The sequence below is a fragment of the Chlorobiota bacterium genome (assembly GCA_016710285.1).
GTDB lineage: Bacteria > Bacteroidota > Ignavibacteria > OLB7 > OLB7 > OLB7.
Genome location: JADJXR010000001.1, coordinates 1486362 through 1503169 on the forward strand (window position 1 = coordinate 1486362; position 16808 = coordinate 1503169).

The window sequence follows — 16808 nt, forward strand, 5'->3', positions numbered from 1 at the left end:
CCTGTTGCGGTGAGCAAGCGTAAACCGGAACACCACCACCAACGCATTTTTAAAACTCTTCCGCCTGCAGGCTGCAACGGTCGCAGTTGCCGCAGGCCGGCGCGCCCGGGAACCCAAAGTAATCGCTGATATGCACGCGGCGGCAGCCTTCGGTGCGGACGTACTGCACCATGGAAAGGAGCTTCAGATTGGCGCGGCGCAGCTTGCCGGCCAGCCGCTCATCGTCCACCAACTCATCGGCAAGGTCCCCGGTAATCCGCAGGTTCCGCCCTTCAATGCTCCCCTCGGTTACGCCGTACCGGTCCAGCATCCCCAACGCCGTCTCCAAACGGAAATCGCGGCGGTTGCGGTAGTTCAGTTGCTCGCGCAGGTACTCCATCCCCATTCGGTTTGCGTGCTCTTCATCGCTAAGCAAGCCGTACAGCCGGGAGTAGAATCCAGCGTTGGGGTTGGACCATTTCACGAACTCCATCTGCGTGGCAAGGTCCTCCTGGTTGTACAGAAGCACGCACAGCGCGCCTTCTCCGTCGCGCCCCGCCCGCCCAATTTCTTGGTAGTACGACTCCACCGACGACGGCACTTCCGCATGGACCACAAACCGGATGTCGGCCTTGTCAATCCCCATCCCGAAGGCGTTGGTGGCAAGCATCAGTCTCTCCTTCCCGGCAAGGAACTCACGTTGGATTGCGCGCCTTCGCTGCGCCCCCATTTTCCCGTGGTAGATCCCGTGCCCAATCCGTTTATCGGCCAGCATCTGCGAGAATTTCTCCAGCGTTTGAATCAGCGAGAAGTAGATGATCCCGCTTCCGCTGCCGAACCGCTGGATGGTCCCCATCATCGCCGCCAGCTTCTCATGGTCGCGGTCCAGGTCCTCCACTTCCAGCCGCAGGTTTGGCCGTTCAATTCCCTGGTGGAAGGTCTGGACTTGGTCCGGTTGCAGCCCCAATTTTTCGATGATCTCCTGCTGCACTTCCGCCGTGGCGGTGGCGGTTAGGGCAATCGTGAGCGGATTGCCAATCATGGCGCGGAACTCCGCCAGCCGCGAGTAATCGGGGCGGAAATCGTGGCCCCATTCGCTGATGCAATGAGCCTCATCCACCGCCAGCAGCGCGATGTTGGCTTGGGAAATCGCCCGGGCAAACTCAGCCCTGCGGAATCGCTCTGGGGTGACGTACAGCAGCTTGTAGTTCCCTTCCAGAAATCCCCGCAACCGCGCTTCGCGTTCTTCGGCAGCAACGGTGGAGTTGATGAACGTGGCGGGGATATTCCGCTGGCGCAGCCGGTCCACCTGGTCCTGCATCAGCGCAATCAGCGGGCTTACCACCAGCGTTCCGCCGTCGAACATCAGCGCGGGGACCTGGTAGCACAGGGATTTGCCGCCGCCGGTTGGCATCAGCAGAAGGCTGTGGCCGGCGCGGTTCGGCGTTTCTATCAATCGCCGGATAACCGCCTGCTGCGCCGTGTGGAACGCGGCGTGGCCAAAATATTCTTGAAGTATCCGAAGCGGTGTTGTGGCCACAGGATTGCAGAATTGTTGGGATAGCTGGATAACTGTTCGGGGCGTTGCAAGTGTACCGATTCCGGCGCGATTCGGCAGCACGGAAACTGTCGTCAGCTTGTATCTTGAACCACCTCCCTTTCCTACTTTTGCGGCCATGAGTACCGAACTCCGCCTTTTTATCAGCTCCACTTTCCGTGATTTACAGCACGAGCGCGACTACCTTGTGAAGAAGGTCTTCCCCGAACTTCACTCCATCTGCCGGCAACGCGGGATCACCCTTTCCGAAATTGACCTCCGCTGGGGATTAACCGAGGAAGAAAGCCTGTACGGAAACGTCGTCCGGCGTTGTTTGGAGGAGGTGGACCGCTGCCGCCCGTGGTTTATTTGCATCACCGGCGACCGCTACGGCTACACCCCCACCATTGCCGAGATCCACAAGGACCCCGAACTGCTGCGCCGATTCCCCTGGGTGGAGGAGGCCGCGATTGAGGGGATGAGCATCATGGAAATGGAGGTCCGCTACGGGGCGATTGGGACTGGGAAAGCCGATGGAGAAATGGCGAATCCACGCGCACGATTTTATTTCCGCGACGCAGCCCAGGGCGCGCCCCTTTCGCTGAAGCACCCCAACGAAGCCGCAAAACTTGACGCGCTGAAGCAGGATGTTTTCCGCTGCGGCGCAACCATCCGCCAGTTCCGCGACGCGGCCACGCTTGGCAAGATGGTTCACGACGATCTTGTGGCGTTGATCGAAGAATCTTTCCCGGCACTCTCCCACGCCAGCAACCCGTTGCAGCAGGAGCGCCGCCGCCACGAAGCGTTCGCGCTAAGCCGTCGCCAGGCCTATATCCCCCGCGCCGAAGCCCTTGCCCACCTGTCCCGCGTTGCCGAGCAGGCGCGGAGCAACGCGGCATCGCCCGGCAATGCGGCGGCGGCATCCAATGGGATGGTGGTGCTTGCTCCGTCGGGCAGCGGTAAATCGGCACTGATTGCCTACTGGGCCAACCACTATCGCCGCCGCTATCCCGGGGCGTTTGTGGTGGAGCATTACGTTGGCATTGGTTCGGAGCAGGGGAGCACACGGAGATTCTGCACCACCTGTCCATGGAGCTTCGCGAGCGGGGATTCATCAATGCCCCCCTTCCGGCGAACCAGAACGAACTCCATGATCTGCTTCCCCACTGGTTTGCTGCGGTTCATGGCCAGCCGCTGATCCTTCTGATTGACGGGCTTAACCAACTGGGCGAGCATGGCCGCAATCTTGCATGGCTGCCGGGACACCTTCCCCCCAACGTGGCGGTGGTTGCCACCACCACGGACCCGCAAGCCGCGCAGGTCCTGGCCGACCGCGGGTGGGAGATGATAGAGATTGAGCCGCTTCGGCCCGAGGAACGCCAGGCGGTGATTGTCCGCTTTCTTGGCGAATCCTACAAAGCCCTGAACGCACGCCAGCTTCAGCGGATTGGCGAGGCACCGCACTGCTCCCATCCACTCTTCCTGCGGACTTTTTTGGAGGAGCTTCGGGTGTTTGGCCACCACGAGTTGCTGGACCAGCAGATTGACTGGTATCTATCGGCCACCGACACCCACCAGCTGTTCCAACGGATGCTGCAACGGATGGAAGGGGATTTTGGCGAGGGGTTGGTCCGCCGGGTGATGACGTTGCTGTGGGGGGCGCGGCGGGGGCTACGCGAATCGGAGCTTGCGGCCATTACACGCAGCCCACGGTTGCAGATTTCCAGCCTGGTTGCCAGCCTGGATTACCACCTTGTCACCCGCGACGGGCTGCTCACCTTTTTCCACGATTACCTGCGCATCGCCGTGGAGCAACGGTATCTTTCCACGCCGGCCAAGCAGCGCGCCATTCATGCGCGCATCGCCAAGTTTTTCGGCACCCACGCAACGAGCCACCGAAGGATTGAGGAGGAACCGTACCAGTGGTGGAAAGCCAACGATCCCGAACGGCTGCACGCACTGCTTGCCGACCCCGACATATTCCACGCGTTGTGGGAAGGGGAGCGGTTAGGGTTGATAGGATACTGGCGATTTCTGGAGGGGACGTTCAATCCTGCGGAAACATACCGTGCAGCGGCGGTGACGCTCCGGCAAAGCCAACCCGATCGGGAGGTCGGTTTCCTGCGCCAGCTTGCAGCGTTTTTGCTGACCATTGGCAAGCCTGAAGATGCCGAAGCTGCGGCCCGCGAAAGCGTCCGGCTGGCGCGGGAACAGGGGCACCCCCAGCTGCATGAAGCGTTGATTGAGCTTGGCGAGGTCCTGCGCCAGCACAACCAATTTTCCGAAGCCGAGCAAATTGCCCGCGAAGGCTTGCAGCACCCCGACCGCCTGGCAAATCCATTATACGGGATTGATCTTCTAAGCACCATCTTGCTCGACTCCGGCGCGTTCGACGAAGCCGAGCGGGTGATCCGTTCGGCATTGGAGAATACGGGGACGCTTAGCAGCAAGCAAAACATTGATCTGTACGGAAATTTGGGGCTGCTTTTTCACTATCGCGGGCGGCTTCGCGAGGCGGAAACTATCCAGCGAAAAGTGATGGAGATGCGCAAGCGGTCCATGGCGGAGAACACCCCCGAGCTTGCCGACACCCACCACAATCTGGGCCGGGTGTTGTTCGATTTAGGGCGATTGGAGGAATCCGTCGCCCAGTTCCAGCACGCCGCCGACATCTGGTTGAAGGTTTTTGGCCCCGACCACCCATTGCTGCTGCTTGCCCACAACGGCCTTGCCGATGTGATGCTGCGACAAGGAAACTACCAGCAGGCAATGGAAGCATATCATGCGGTGCTGGCGGCGCGCCAACGGTTGTTTGGGATGCGCCATCTGCACACCGTGCAATCGGGACTGAGCATGGCGTTGGTCTTGCGGCACATGAATCAGCATGATGAGGCGGAGAAACTCTACCGCCAACTCCTTGCGGTGCTGCGGGAGATCGTCCATCCCCACCACCACTTCACCATTGGCTGCATGAACAACTTGGCCAGTGTGCTGCTGGCGCAGAAGGCCTACGCCGAGGCCATTGAATTGTTGGATGAGGTGCTGAACGCACGCATCGCAACTCAGGGGGAGCATCATGGCGATGTGGTGGCAACAATGTTGCTGATAGGTGACGCACGGCTGCAACAGGGGGAAGCGGAGGAGGCCCGAACAATCACCGAGCAAGCTGTTCATCTCAGCCAGCAGGTTCTGGGGGCGCAACACCAGCGCACAGCAATGGCACTGCGCTGCTTGGGGGTGATAATGGGAACGCTCGGCGACGTTGCCGCCGCCGAGCGTTACTTGCGCCAAGCATTGCAGATCTACGAAACCACCCTTGGTACCGACCACCCCCAAACAAAAGCGGCAGACCAGCTACTGCAGGAGGTGATTGCCCAACGGCTCCCTACTGAACCGTAAACTCGCGGGAGGAATGGGCAAATTCGCCAGGAACATCCTCCCATCCACCTCCAGTTTTTGGCTTTTGCAACTGCACCGCCACGGTATGATTCCCTGGCGGCAGATTTTTGATACTGAATGGCTTGTCCTGGTCAATAACAGTGTCCAGTGTACTCGGAATCACAACGTGAAGTTTGAGGTTTGCACCTAACGGAGCGTTGTTGAGAACGAAGTCGAGAGGGATATCGGCACTTTGGTAGGTTTTTTGGTGCTCTGGAAGATTTAATACAACCATGGAATCAGTGCAGGGCGACCATTGGTTATTTGCGTAGCAGTAGGCTTTGCTCGCCCCAGCATTTTTCATAGCTACAGGGTGTTTGCCTGAAGTGTTAAATGCTAAATATCCCCGAATCACTTTCGGTGTAGCATTCTTCCATTTTAGTGAAAAAGAGTGTTGTGGCTCCGAAGGATTATAACGAATGTGAGACTTGCTCAGTCCCGGATCATCATCAACAATCACGGCCAAATAGTGACCGGCAATTAGTAGATTCTCCTTACCGGCAGTTAGTAGCTTCGCCTTAGTAGTGTCACATGCCACATGATCAGCGTTAGTACTGCTTGTGGTGACTGGGATACTAGAGTCTGCGGCTACTGTTCCCGGGGTTAGGTTAATGGTGGGAGTATCGCCACTTGGTACGCTGCAGCAATCACCACACAGCTCCAGCGTAACGACTGTCTTTAGGAGCTTCCCATTCCCATTTGGCTCATCTTGCTTTTTTCCGCTGCACCCCGTTGCCATTAGTGCCGCCGCTACCCCGGCCACAAAAAACCACCGCGCCATTGCTGTTGTGCTGAACTTCATCGGACAATCCTCCTTGTTTGGAAAAACGTGTATGGAAAGAACTGCGAGAGAATACGTTGTTCAAGCAAACATCCCATTCCCCTAACCCAATTAAGGAATGAGGGTAGCCGCAGGTCTTTAGCCTGCGGCGAATCCCCCGACTCAGTCGGGATTGATAACAGGTCTTTAGCCTGCGGCGAATCCCCCGACTCAGTCGGGATTGATAACAGGTCTTTAGCCTGCGGCGAGTTCCCCCCGGGACCCAGTCACGGGGAGCGTTTGGCGCGTTGCAATGCGCCCAAATCGGATAGAGACAGCAGCACCATCAAACAAAACAAACAATCAATCATCGCACGGTTTGCGCATCGGCACGCTGCTGCTGGCTGGCGTAGGTTACGTCGGTAAGCGGTGCAAACTTACGGCGGAGTTCTTCACAAAAATCGCTCCTCCAGATTTTTTTTTGCGGGGGATTGCGCCGCCGCTTCCACCACCCCGGCAACCCGCCAGCCCAGGGGAGAAAAGGGATTGCATTTTGCATTCGCTGGTTTCCCCTGCGGGCGATACTTTGCGGGCGTTTCGGTATCTCTACTTCTTGATGATGAGCCGCTTAGCTTCCATTCTTTCAGCAATCGCCCTTCTTGTTGGGGCCGCGCCGCTGCTGTCGCAGCCGATCGGCCCGGCGCAGCCTGTCACCTTCTCGGCCGATTCCAGCCGTGCAACCAGCGGCGCGGGGGGGGCATCGCTGGTGTGGACGCTGATGGGGAATGTGAGAATCGTGCAAGGCACCACCACCATCACCGCCGAGCAAGGAACCTGGTACGAAGGGGCCCAGCAAGGGGTGCTTACCGGAAACGTCCGGATTACCCAACCAGGTAACACCCTAACCGCCTTGCGAGTAGATTACAACGGCATCAGCAAAATGGCGGTTGCCAGCGGCGGCGTGACGATTGTGGATACCGGCGCGACCATCACCTCCTCAACCGCACAGTACGACATGGGGCGGCGCACCGCACAATTCAGCGGCGGCGTGACGGTGTTGGATAGCGGCGCACGGATCACATCATCATCGCTTGATTACGACATGAGCCAGCGGATAGCTCGCTTCCGGGGAAACGTCACCATGCGCGACAGCAACACCACGCTCCGCGCCGATAACGGCGACTACTTCTCCCTGGAAATGAAAGCCGATTTTCGCGGCAACGTCATCGTCACCAACGACTCCGGCAGCATCCGTGCCGACCATTTACTCCATTGGCGTTCAAGCCAGGAATCGTTCGCGGTGGGCAACGTGGTGGTGCAAGCTCCGTTCCAGCGGTCCCAGTTGTTTGGCGACACGGTCCACGCCTTCCCCCAGCGGAATTACACCGTTGCCACGGGCAAGCCGCGATTGGTGAAGATTGACAGCACAGCACTATCGCCCCAAACCGCGCCCGATTCGGCAGGCAGCCGCGCCCCAGCCGATAGCCTTGCCGCCGTGCGGTTCCGCTACGACACCACGATCATCACCGCGCGGGCAATGGAAGCGTACCGTGGCGAGCAGGAAGAATATCGGGCCACCGGAAACGTCCTACTCACCCGAGGAACTCTGCAAGCGGTTGGCCAAATTGCGCGGTTCCTGAGCGGCCCCGAACTGATCACCATTGGCCCCGGGCGCAACCGGGCCGTTGCCGATTCGGCGGCCTTGCCCGATAGCGCGGCGGCGCAAACCCCGGCCCCAGTAACCGGCCTGCCCGGCCCCGACACCTCCGGCACCAATCCGGCGGCAACGGCTTCCCGAGGCGACTCGCTTGGCAGCCCGTTCCCCACGCCGGTTGTTTGGTATGATAAATCGCAGATCACCGGCGACACGATCACGATTGGAATGAAGGAGCGGAAGTTGGAATGGATTGAGGTTCTGCACGATGCCTTCGCCATCAGCGAAGGAAAAATCCCGCAACGCTTGGACCAGCTTCGTGGCCAGCGGATGCTGTTCACGCTTGCGCACGACACCATTCGCCAAGTCCGTTCCGAAGGGGAGGCAGCAAGCATCTATTTCAACTACGATCTTGAGAATCCCGACGGGGCAATGCGCGCCGTGTGCGACACGATGATCATCACGTTCGATGCCGGCAAAGCCGCGCAGGTGGAGACCATCGGCGGGGAGCACCTTAGCGATTGGGAGATTGTGCCGGAACAGAACGTGCAGGGGGCCGAAGCAAGCTATCGTTTGGAGGGGTTCCGCCGCTACGACCGATTGGGGAACATCACCCCGTCGGCAGCGCAACCCCAAACCAGCAGTGTGGCCCCCGCCAGCAGACCGTTGCAAGAGAACTCAACCTCACAACAGCGCCGATGAACAATTGCAGCAGCAGGCTATTGGCTTGGATACGATTAGCAGATGCAGCGGGAACCCCGGCGGCCAGCCGCATGGTTGCGCGCCTGTTCGCTGTTGCCGTGGCGATCATCGCTACGGGGGCCGCGCTTCATGCCCAGCCGATTGACACCACCGGACGCCCCAGCGGAGCAACGCCCTTACCAAGCATTGACACGTTATGGGTCCCCGATTGGCTTCATCTTGAGGGATTGGACAGCACGGAGCAATGGCTGTTCCAGCACAAAATCCGCCCCCTTGTTCGCCTGCGCGAGGACCTTCGGCGCGACACCGCCGCGCTCCGCGCATTTCTGGACAGCTTGCGGAACACCCCCGAGGCAATCCGCCGCCGGAACCTTGCAATCCTGCCGGAGCAATGGACCCCAACCCAAGCCGACCGCGCGCGGCGGGAGCAGGAAATCCGCCAATCGCAGGACTGGGATTTTATTCACCCACAAGGGATCACCTACCTCAATGTGGCCAGCATCCCGCTTAGCGACATCGCAACGATGATGGGCGTTACCGAGGATGTCTCCCCGGTAATCAACTACCTGCTTCCCGAGCCGGGCCACGTCTCGGTGATGGTGTACAACACGTCGGCCCAACATATCGCCACCATTGTGGACGCGCCGCAGAAAAGCGGCAGCTACCGCTACGAGTGGAATATGCTGGACGCGCAAGGGGTCCGCGCAAAATCGGGAGACTACTTTGCCGAGGTCCGCTCCGGACGCGAAAAAAAACTAATTGCCCGCAAGCGAATTGTGGTTCCGTGAGCAATCGGGGTAGCATCTCCATCCTGAAAACAAAGTCGTGGGCGATAGATGCCCGCAATCAGCATTGAAATCAGCATCGAAATTTCTTCAACCAAACGCATGACCATAGGCCCGATTACCGTTGAGCAAGGATTGTTGTTGGCTCCGATGGAGGACGTCACCGACCCACCATTCCGCCGAATTTGCAGGCGGCTGGGGGCCGACATTGTTTACACCGAATTTATCAGCAGCGAGGGGTTAATCCGCGACGCACGCCGTTCGCTGCAGAAGCTGACGGTGTACGATGACGAACGCCCCGTTGCCATCCAGATATTTGGCGGGCGCGACGAAGCCATGGCCGAATCGGCACGGAAAGCGGAAGAGGCCGGACCAGATTTTATTGACATCAACTGTGGTTGCTGGGTGAAGAACGTTGTTGCCCGCAACGCCGGTGCTGGATTGCTGAAGGACCCTCCGGCAATGCAGCGAATTGTCCGCAGCGTTGTGGAAGCCACCAAGCTGCCGGTGACGGTAAAAACCCGATTGGGCTGGGACCGCAACTCCATCGTCATCACCGAAGTTGCGCAGATGCTGGAGGATGTTGGCATCCACGCGCTGGCAATCCACTGCCGCACCCGCGACCAGGGCCACGAAGGGATCGCCTCGTGGGAGTACATCGAGCAAGTGAAGAAGGTGGTGCGCATTCCGGTGATCCTGAACGGCGACGTAAAAACCCCGCAGGACGTGATCCGAGGGTTCGAAACCGGAGCCGACGCAGTGATGATTGGGCGGGCAGCAATCGGCAACCCCTGGATTTTTCAGCAAGCCAAACATTACCGCGCCACCGGGGAATCCCTTCCAACCCCCGGCTTAGATGAACGGCTGGACACCGCCCTGGATCATTTACGAATGGGGATGGAGTACAAAGGTGAGCGATTGGGGTTGGTGGAGTTCCGCAAATACTGGGGCGGATATCTCCACTCCATGCCCCTTGCCGCCGCGGTCCGCAAGGAGCTTGTGCTGATGAACGACGTTGAGGAAATCCACCGCCGGATTGAACGCTACCGTGAAGAAGTCGAGGAATTTAACCGGAAGAAAGAGGAGTGGGGAATGGAGGAAGGCACGGCGGTGGGGTAAGCAATATCTATCCAATAATGGGCCAAACGCAACAACGTTTGGTCCATTATTATTCAGACTTCTACTGTGGGAAATTCCGGCCGGTGGATTTTTTATTTTTTTTGAACGAGCGAATTTCTGCTGGATCAATCGTGCGATTAAATCCGTGGGGATCGCGAAAAATGTAGGGAAGGTCACGCAACTCCGCAGAAATTTCTGGCGGAGAATGTTGCTGGATAAACTCAAACGTTGTCCCATCCAACGCAAGCTGGTGGACCCCGATTTTTTTCTGAATAATCGGCAGAAATTCTGGGTTGATTTCGTACCCTATCGAATTTCTTCCAAGATTTTTTGCTACCAGCGCGGTGGTTCCGCTTCCAAGAAATGGGTCCAGCACGGTTTCGCCAACAAAGGAGAACATTTTCGTTAGCCTTCGCGGCAATTCTTCGGGGAACATGGCGATGTGGCTATCCTGCTTGGCCCCCGCAAAATTCCAGTGGCCCGCAAAAAATGTGTTCCATTCTTCGGCGGTCATTTTTGAATCTTCTTTTTGCTGCGGTGTTGGTTTTGGGGCATCGCCAAGTTTTTTAAAAATCAGCACAAACTCATAATCCAATTTCAAAATTCCGTTGCGCGGGTAGGGATAGGACCCCATTTGCACCCCGCCGCCGGTGGTGTTGGTGGTGGTGATTTTCTGCCAGATCACCGCCCCCATGTAATCGAACCCCAGCGACTCGCAGCACTTGATGATCTCCGTCCGAATAGGGATAACCTTGTAGCGGCCATAATATGCCGAGCGTGCAAACTGGTCGCCGATATTGATGCACAGCCGGCAGCCATCATGCAGCACCCGGTGGCACTCCTTCCAAACAAGGTTCAGGTTGTTGATGTAGCTTTCGTAGGATTCGTGGAACCCAAGCTGGTGATCGGAACCGTAATCCTTCAGCTGCCAGTATGGCGGCGAGGTGATGGCAAGGTGAACCGAGCGGTCCGCGGTTTCCTTCATGGTGCGGCTGTCGCCGTTGATGATGCGATGATGCGTTGTTCCCATAGCTCTATTGTGTGGCCACATCTTTTGGCCACAAAGGTAGCAAACCGCTGGTTCCAGCCCACTCCACTTTTCCCCTTTTTCCGTTCGTCAAATTGGTTAGCTTCATGGGTGGAAACGGTGAGTTCAGATTTGGGGAGAGGGGTAGGGGATGGAGATCAGAAAAAACGGAACTCGCAGCTTGCACGCCACGGTTATTAACCCAAGATTGCCCATTAATTTTTCCCAAATAACTGGCAACCCTTCAATGTCCCTTATCTCTCTCTATTCGGAGCTTACTAGCAAGATTGCTCGCACGCGCCGCCGCGAGCAAAACTTGCACCTCTCCACCGCGCTCTGGAACACCATTGCGGGGGGATTAGCCGTGTGGTCGGGGGCGATTGCGTTGGAGATGCTGGGGGAGTTCGATTCCGCCGGGCGGACGGCGATTGTGGTTGCTTCCGTTGGGCTGTGTGGACTGCTGGCCGCGTGGCAGCTTGCCGGTCCCGTTGGCCGCCGGTTTGGCCTGCTCCGCTGGCACGACGACGACACCATTGCCCGGCGCGTTGGCCACCGCATCCCCGACGTTGGCGACCGGCTGGTAAACACGCTGCAACTCTATCGCGCATTAAGCTCCGGCACGTTGACCGGCGGATACTCAGCTCCGCTTGCCGAAGCCGCAATCGCTGCGCAGGGGGAGCCGCTGCGCCACCATGATTACGACGTTATCATTGACCCGCAGGAACGGCGGCGTTCACTCCTTCTGCTGCTCAGTTCCGCGGTGATGATGGGATCCCTTTGGCTTGCCGCTCCCGATGCCGCCAGCAACGCACTCTATCGCTTAAGCCATTACAACCGTGAGTTCCCGAAGCCCGCTCCGTACTCGCTGAGCATCCAGCCGGGGAACCGGAAGGTGTTGCGTGGCGACTCCATCGGCATTGTGGTCCAGGCCGCAGGAATTCCGCCGCGCACGGTGACGCTGGTGCTGCGTGCCGACGGGGCTTCCGGTGCCGATAGCATCGAGCTTCGTGGGGATCAATCAGGGGCGTTCCGCTACACCATTCCCGGGGTTCGTTCGGCCACCACCTACTCCGCTGTTGCCGGGCCGGTGGAAACGCCCGAGTATCAGATTACCGTCACCGACCGCCCCGAAATCCGAATGCTGCAGGTGCGGGTGGCGCAACCGGTCTACACCAAGCGTGGCAGCGAACAACTTCCCGACAACGTTGGCGACGTGAGCGGCATCCGCGGGACGAGCATCGGCGTGCGGGTGGAAACCAACATCACGCCAGCTTCCGCAGCAATCGTGCAACTGTTCCCGCGGGGTGGCGCGGCGGGCGATACCGGCGCAGGAATCGGCACAGGAATCGGCACACGCGTATCGGCCCAATCCACCATCAATTTCGACACTGTCCGCATCCCGTTGGCGATCAACGGAACCACGCTTACCGGTGGTTTCCGGCTGGCTCGCGACGGGGAATATTTCATCACCATGACCTCCGCCGAAGGATTGCAGAATCCTTCCCCAATCCATTACACGATGTCGGTTTCCACCGATGCCGCACCAACAATCGCACTGCTGCAACCGGGGGCCGAGGCGGTTATTGATGAGACGATGATCCTGCCAACGGAGACGCAGATTGGCGACGACTTCGGCTTCAGCTGGCTGCGGCTTCACTACCGCATCACCGAAAGCCGATACGAGGAGCCGTGGAAAGATTTCCGCACGGTGGAGATTCCGATTCCGCAGGGCGACCCCGCGGCGGTTGCGGTCCCCTGGGTGTGGCAGATGTCGCGGCTGGGCCTAACCCCCGGCGATGCAATGGAGTTCTACTTCGAGGTTGCCGACAACGACGTTGTTGCCGGGCCAAAAACCGCACGCACCGCAATTGTTGCCGCACGATTCCCTTCGCTGGATGAGTTGCTGAAGGAGACCGAACAAGCCCAACAGCAAGCCAACAACGACCTTGAGAAAATGCTGAAACAAGCCCAAGAGGCGAAGCAGCAGATGGAGGAGGTGAACCGCGAGCTGATGAAACAGCTTGCCCAAAACAAGCGGCAACCAAACTGGCAGGAAACGCAGAAGCTGCAAGAGCTGATGAAGCAGCACGACCAGATGCAGCAACGGCTGGAGCAGATTGCCGAGAACCTTCGCGAGGTAAGCGAGAAGCTGAAGGAGGCGCGGGCAATCTCACCCGAGACGCTGAAGAAATACCAGGAACTGCAGAAGCTCTTCCAAGATTTGAAAAATCCGGAGCTGATGAAGGCGATGGAGCAAATGCAGCAAGCGATGCAGAAGATGACCCCCGAGCAGATGGCCGAGGCGATGAAGAACTACAAGTTCAACGAAGAACAGTTCCGCAAATCCATCGAGCGGACGATGAAGATTCTGGAGCGGATGCAGACCGAGCAGAAGGTGGACGAACTGATCCGCCGCGCCGACGAGCTTGCCCGCCAGCAGGAGACCATCAACGAGCAAACGGCCAACACTCCTCCCAACGACAAGGCCACCCGCGACCAACTTGCCGAACGCCAAAAGGAGCTGGCAAAGGACGCGCAGAAGATGCAGCAAGAAGCCGAGGATCTTTCCAAAAAAATGGCAACCCAGCAGGAGATGCCAACCACAGAAATGGAGCAAGCCAAGCAGCAGCTTCAGCAGGAGAACCCTGGCCAGCAGATGGAGCAAGCCGGGGAGCAGATGGAGCAAGGGAACATGGAGCAAGCCAAGCAGCAGGGTGCGCAAGCCAAGCAATCGGCGCAGAAGTTCAAGCAGAAGATGCAGGGGGTGAAGCAGAAGATGCAGGAGAACACCCAACGCGCCGTCACCAACAAAATGCGGAAGGCGTTGCAGGATATGCTGGACCTTTCCAAACGCCAGGAAGCCTTAAAGGAGCGAACCGAGAACACCCAAGCCAACAGCCCAGAGTTCCGCGACCAAGCCCAGGAGCAAGGGCAAATGGGGCAGGAGATGCAGAACATCGGCGACCAACTTGGGCAGCTTTCCCAAAAAAGTTTTGCCGTCACCCCCGAGATGGGCCGCCAGCTTGGCGATGCGATGCGCCAGATGCAATCGGCCACCAACTCCCTTGAGCAGCGCGACGGCAACAAGGCATCGCAGCAACAAGGCGGGGCCATGAGCGCGATGAACCAAGCCGCCATGATGATGCAGCAAGCCCTTGCCCAAATGCAAGGCCAGGGCCAGCAAAGCGGCGGAATGGGGGAAGGGATGGCATCGTTCCAACAACGCTTGCAGCAAATGGCCGCCCAGCAGCAGATGATTAACCAAGCAATGCAAGGAATGGGGCAAGGGCAAAGCGAAGGTGAGGGGGAGCAAGAAGGGAAGCAAGGGAAGAAAAAAGGGAAGAACGGACAGGGGGGAAGCGAAGGCCAAGATGGCGAAGAAAACGGCGGCGAAGAAGGGCGGATGCGCAAGCTGACCCAGCAGCAGCAGCAAGTGAAAAAATCGTTGGAGGAGCTGAACAAGGAGGCACGCCAAGAAGGGGGAACCCGTAAAAATCGCGTGGGGGATTTGGACCGCGCCGCGCAAGAAGTGGAGGAAGTCCTGAGCGATATGCGGTCGGGGAACGTGACACCGGAAACCCTTGAGCGGCAGGAGAAAATCCTGAGCCGAATGCTGGACGCGATGAAATCGCAGCGGGAGCGGGACTTCGAGAAGGAACGGGAATCGAAGCCCGGCGTTGACGTTGTGCGAACCAGCCCGGGGCAGCTGAAATTCCCCGACGAAGCCAGCCGCGCCAAACAGCAGCGCGACCTTCTCCGCAGCCGCGAGGCCGGCTACACGAAGGATTACGAAACGCTGATCCGCAAGTACTTCGAGGCCCTGGGCCAGGGTGCGCAATAATCCACCAACGTAGTCCTCCGCGCTGCGGGATCGGCCCGGGGCGGGGGGCAAACGACACACACACACTCAGCGAAATGCCAAACACCATCCTCATCACCGGTGCAGGCCGCCGCATTGGGCGGGGGTTGGCGCTGCGATTCGCCCAGCGTGGCTGGAACATTGCGATCCATTACGGCAGCTCCGAACAAGCCGCCAAGCAAACGCAGCGCGAGGTGGAATCGCACGGGGTCCAGTCCATGCTGGTGCAGGCCGACGTGCGGAACCGAACGGAAATCCGCAACGCAATCGCCGCCGGTGCCGAACGCTTTGGCCGGATTGATGTGCTGGTCAACAACGCCGCCATCTACCCCGCGCCCCGCCCCCTTGCCGAGATCACCGAGGAGCTGTGGCGGCAGGTGATGGAGACCAATCTTTTCAGCGAATTTTTTGCCGCGCAAGCCGCCGCCGAAATCATGCAGCAAGCGGAAATCAACGAGCGTGGCGAGCAGGGGCGGATCATCAATTTTTCGTCGCTGGGGGCGTACCAGATTTGGCGCGGGCGGGTTCCGTACAACGTTGCCAAAGCGGCAACCTTGCAGCTAACCCGTGCGCTTGCGCGGGCGTTGGCCCCCACAATTCCGGTAAATGGCATCGCCCCGGGGACAATCGAAATTCCGGAGGACCCCGCCCCGGGCACGTTGATCCCCGCGGATCGCATTCCCGCGCGCCGCTACGGAACCATTGATGATATTTTCAACGCCGTCTGGTTCTTCGCCAACGACGCAACCTACATCACCGGCCAAACGCTCCTTATTGATGGCGGCCTCAACATCGCCCAAGAGACCTCGCAAGAATAATCAAGCGCATTCCAGCGTGCCGGAAATTGCAGCCGCATACTCAATTCACCGGTAGCCGTCCCGACCTTCGTCGGGATTTATACAAGGTCTTTAGCCTTCGGCGTCGAAGCAAATGGAGCATTCCCCACCCAGAAGGGTAACGATCCCATTCCAACCGAGTGTCAGCAAGCCGAAACACCGCTGCGTGGCGGAGAGAAGAACACACAAGAATTCCATCCCGGGCCCTCAAGAAGGTTGCGGGAACACAGCATACTCAACACAACCAACAAACCGTACGATGAAACGCATTTCCGCAACGCTCCTTCTGCTTTGCTTGGCAATCGCCGCCTGTGGCAAAAAAGCCGACGAGCCAAAGAACGCTGGCGACACCGCCACAATGAAAGAACCCGCAACCGGGGCCACAACAGCAACAACCACCGGCAGCGGCAAGGGGGATCTATCCGTCAAATCCGGCATGATGGAAATGAATATGGAGGCGATGGGGCAAAGCATGAAAATGGTGATGTACTGGGACGACAACGGCGCACGCAAAGCCGGCGAAATGAACGCCACAATGGCGGGGCAAGCCATCAACATGAAAATGGTCGAAAAAGATGGGGTGCAGTACAGCTATAATGCCGCACAAAAAAATGGAACTAAATCCCCGGCCAAAGGTGGGTTCATCGGGAACGAAGCCCCGGACTTCACCAAGATGAGCGATGCAGAGAAAAAAGCAATTAACCTTCAGGAGATTGAAGGGATGGAATTGCTTGGCAAACAATGCAAAGGCTACAGCTTCACAAAAGATGGAGTTTCGGCAAAGGTGTGGATGTGGGAAAATCTTCCTTTGCTGTTGGAGTCGAACGCCAACGGAATGACGATAAAAATGACCGCCACAAAATTGGAAACGGATATCACCGTTCCGGCTGAGAAATTTGACATCCCTTCCGATGTTACTTTCACCGAAATAGGCGCACCAACAACGGCACCAGCCCCTGGCACACCAAGTGCACCAAACACGCCAGCACCAACAACGGCACCAGCCCCACCGGCACAAACCAAATAAAGCTAGGGCGCGTTCCAAAATAGATGTAGCCGTCCCGATTACAATCGGGACGGCTACTATTTTTTCGGAACCTCAGCTCCGATAA

At 58.3% G+C, this 16808-nt stretch carries 12 protein-coding genes; 8 read left to right on the top strand and 4 right to left on the bottom strand.

The genetic code is table 11. From position 1 onward, the window contains the following. Positions 1-49: 49 nt before the first annotated feature. The gene (locus IPM61_05215) at positions 50-1657 is read right to left on the bottom strand and encodes an ATP-dependent DNA helicase RecQ (GenBank protein MBK8910711.1); all 1608 of its coding nucleotides are present in this window, start codon (positions 1655-1657) and stop codon (positions 50-52) included. Between IPM61_05215 and IPM61_05220 the strand changes: the two genes are divergently transcribed. Both IPM61_05220 and IPM61_05225 read left to right on the top strand, forming a co-directional pair. Further along, positions 1656-2714, top strand: a complete 1059-nt coding sequence (locus IPM61_05220; protein ID MBK8910712.1) for a DUF4062 domain-containing protein — start codon at positions 1656-1658, stop codon at positions 2712-2714. The genes IPM61_05215 and IPM61_05220 overlap by 2 nt on opposite strands. Then, positions 2606-4915, top strand: coding sequence for a tetratricopeptide repeat protein (locus IPM61_05225; protein MBK8910713.1), 2310 nt, complete (start codon positions 2606-2608; stop codon positions 4913-4915). The genes IPM61_05220 and IPM61_05225 overlap by 109 nt, the downstream gene beginning before the upstream one ends. Here the strand turns inward: IPM61_05225 and IPM61_05230 are convergent. Further along, the gene (locus IPM61_05230; GenBank protein MBK8910714.1) at positions 4902-5756 is read right to left on the bottom strand and encodes a hypothetical protein; all 855 of its coding nucleotides are present in this window, start codon (positions 5754-5756) and stop codon (positions 4902-4904) included. The two genes, IPM61_05225 and IPM61_05230, sit on opposite strands and share 14 nt — an antisense overlap. A gap of 325 nt (positions 5757-6081) precedes the next feature. Continuing rightward, positions 6082-6273 carry a hypothetical protein gene (locus IPM61_05235; GenBank protein MBK8910715.1) on the bottom strand — a complete coding sequence of 64 codons (192 nt, stop codon included), beginning with the start codon at positions 6271-6273 and terminating at the stop codon, positions 6082-6084. 60 nt (positions 6274-6333) lie between these two features. Here IPM61_05235 and lptC point away from each other — a divergent pair, with 60 nt between their 5' ends. From lptC to dusB, 3 genes are all read left to right on the top strand, one after another. Continuing rightward, positions 6334-8070, top strand: coding sequence for an LPS export ABC transporter periplasmic protein LptC (gene lptC / locus IPM61_05240; GenBank protein ID MBK8910716.1), 1737 nt, complete (start codon positions 6334-6336; stop codon positions 8068-8070). Then, positions 8067-8858 (top strand): hypothetical protein, encoded by a 792-nt coding sequence (locus IPM61_05245; GenBank protein MBK8910717.1) that lies wholly within the window; start codon positions 8067-8069, stop codon positions 8856-8858. Before lptC ends, IPM61_05245 begins: the two co-directional genes overlap by 4 nt. 99 nt (positions 8859-8957) lie before the next feature. Beyond that, positions 8958-9974 carry a tRNA dihydrouridine synthase DusB gene (gene dusB / locus IPM61_05250; GenBank protein MBK8910718.1) on the top strand — a complete coding sequence of 339 codons (1017 nt, stop codon included), beginning with the start codon at positions 8958-8960 and terminating at the stop codon, positions 9972-9974. Positions 9975-10035: 61 nt separating this feature from the next. Here dusB and IPM61_05255 read toward each other — a convergent pair whose 3' ends face one another. Continuing rightward, positions 10036-11004, bottom strand: a complete 969-nt coding sequence (locus IPM61_05255) for a site-specific DNA-methyltransferase (GenBank protein ID MBK8910719.1) — start codon at positions 11002-11004, stop codon at positions 10036-10038. Between the two features lie 244 nt (positions 11005-11248). On the opposite strand from IPM61_05255, the gene IPM61_05260 reads away from it, so the two are divergent. The 3 genes from IPM61_05260 to IPM61_05270 all read left to right on the top strand — a co-directional run bounded on the left by IPM61_05260 (position 11249) and on the right by IPM61_05270 (position 16723). Next, positions 11249-14842: a hypothetical protein gene (locus IPM61_05260; GenBank protein MBK8910720.1), complete on the top strand. Its 3594-nt coding sequence runs from the start codon at positions 11249-11251 to the stop codon at positions 14840-14842. 74 nt (positions 14843-14916) lie between these two features. Beyond that, positions 14917-15678 (top strand): SDR family oxidoreductase, encoded by a 762-nt coding sequence (locus IPM61_05265; protein MBK8910721.1) that lies wholly within the window; start codon positions 14917-14919, stop codon positions 15676-15678. Between the two features lie 277 nt (positions 15679-15955). Then, complete coding sequence (locus IPM61_05270; GenBank protein ID MBK8910722.1) at positions 15956-16723, top strand: hypothetical protein; 768 nt, start codon at positions 15956-15958, stop codon at positions 16721-16723. Positions 16724-16808: the final 85 nt, after the last annotated feature.

Excerpts from the sequence above, each read along its gene's own strand:
- IPM61_05235 (MBK8910715.1), bottom strand. The coding sequence starts at position 6,273 with ATGCAAAATGCAATCCCTTTTCTCCCCTGGGCTGGCGGGTTGCCGGGG.
- IPM61_05255 (MBK8910719.1), bottom strand. The coding sequence starts at position 11,004 with ATGGGAACAACGCATCATCGCATCATCAACGGCGACAGCCGCACCATG.
- IPM61_05245 (MBK8910717.1), top strand. The coding sequence starts at position 8,067 with ATGAACAATTGCAGCAGCAGGCTATTGGCTTGGATACGATTAGCAGAT.
- IPM61_05230 (MBK8910714.1), bottom strand. The coding sequence starts at position 5,756 with ATGAAGTTCAGCACAACAGCAATGGCGCGGTGGTTTTTTGTGGCCGGG.
- IPM61_05260 (MBK8910720.1), top strand. The coding sequence starts at position 11,249 with ATGTCCCTTATCTCTCTCTATTCGGAGCTTACTAGCAAGATTGCTCGC.
- lptC (MBK8910716.1), top strand. The coding sequence starts at position 6,334 with ATGAGCCGCTTAGCTTCCATTCTTTCAGCAATCGCCCTTCTTGTTGGG.
- dusB (MBK8910718.1), top strand. The coding sequence starts at position 8,958 with ATGACCATAGGCCCGATTACCGTTGAGCAAGGATTGTTGTTGGCTCCG.
- IPM61_05215 (MBK8910711.1), bottom strand. The coding sequence starts at position 1,657 with ATGGCCGCAAAAGTAGGAAAGGGAGGTGGTTCAAGATACAAGCTGACG.
- IPM61_05265 (MBK8910721.1), top strand. The coding sequence starts at position 14,917 with ATGCCAAACACCATCCTCATCACCGGTGCAGGCCGCCGCATTGGGCGG.
- IPM61_05225 (MBK8910713.1), top strand. The coding sequence starts at position 2,606 with ATGGAGCTTCGCGAGCGGGGATTCATCAATGCCCCCCTTCCGGCGAAC.
- IPM61_05220 (MBK8910712.1), top strand. The coding sequence starts at position 1,656 with ATGAGTACCGAACTCCGCCTTTTTATCAGCTCCACTTTCCGTGATTTA.
- IPM61_05270 (MBK8910722.1), top strand. The coding sequence starts at position 15,956 with ATGAAACGCATTTCCGCAACGCTCCTTCTGCTTTGCTTGGCAATCGCC.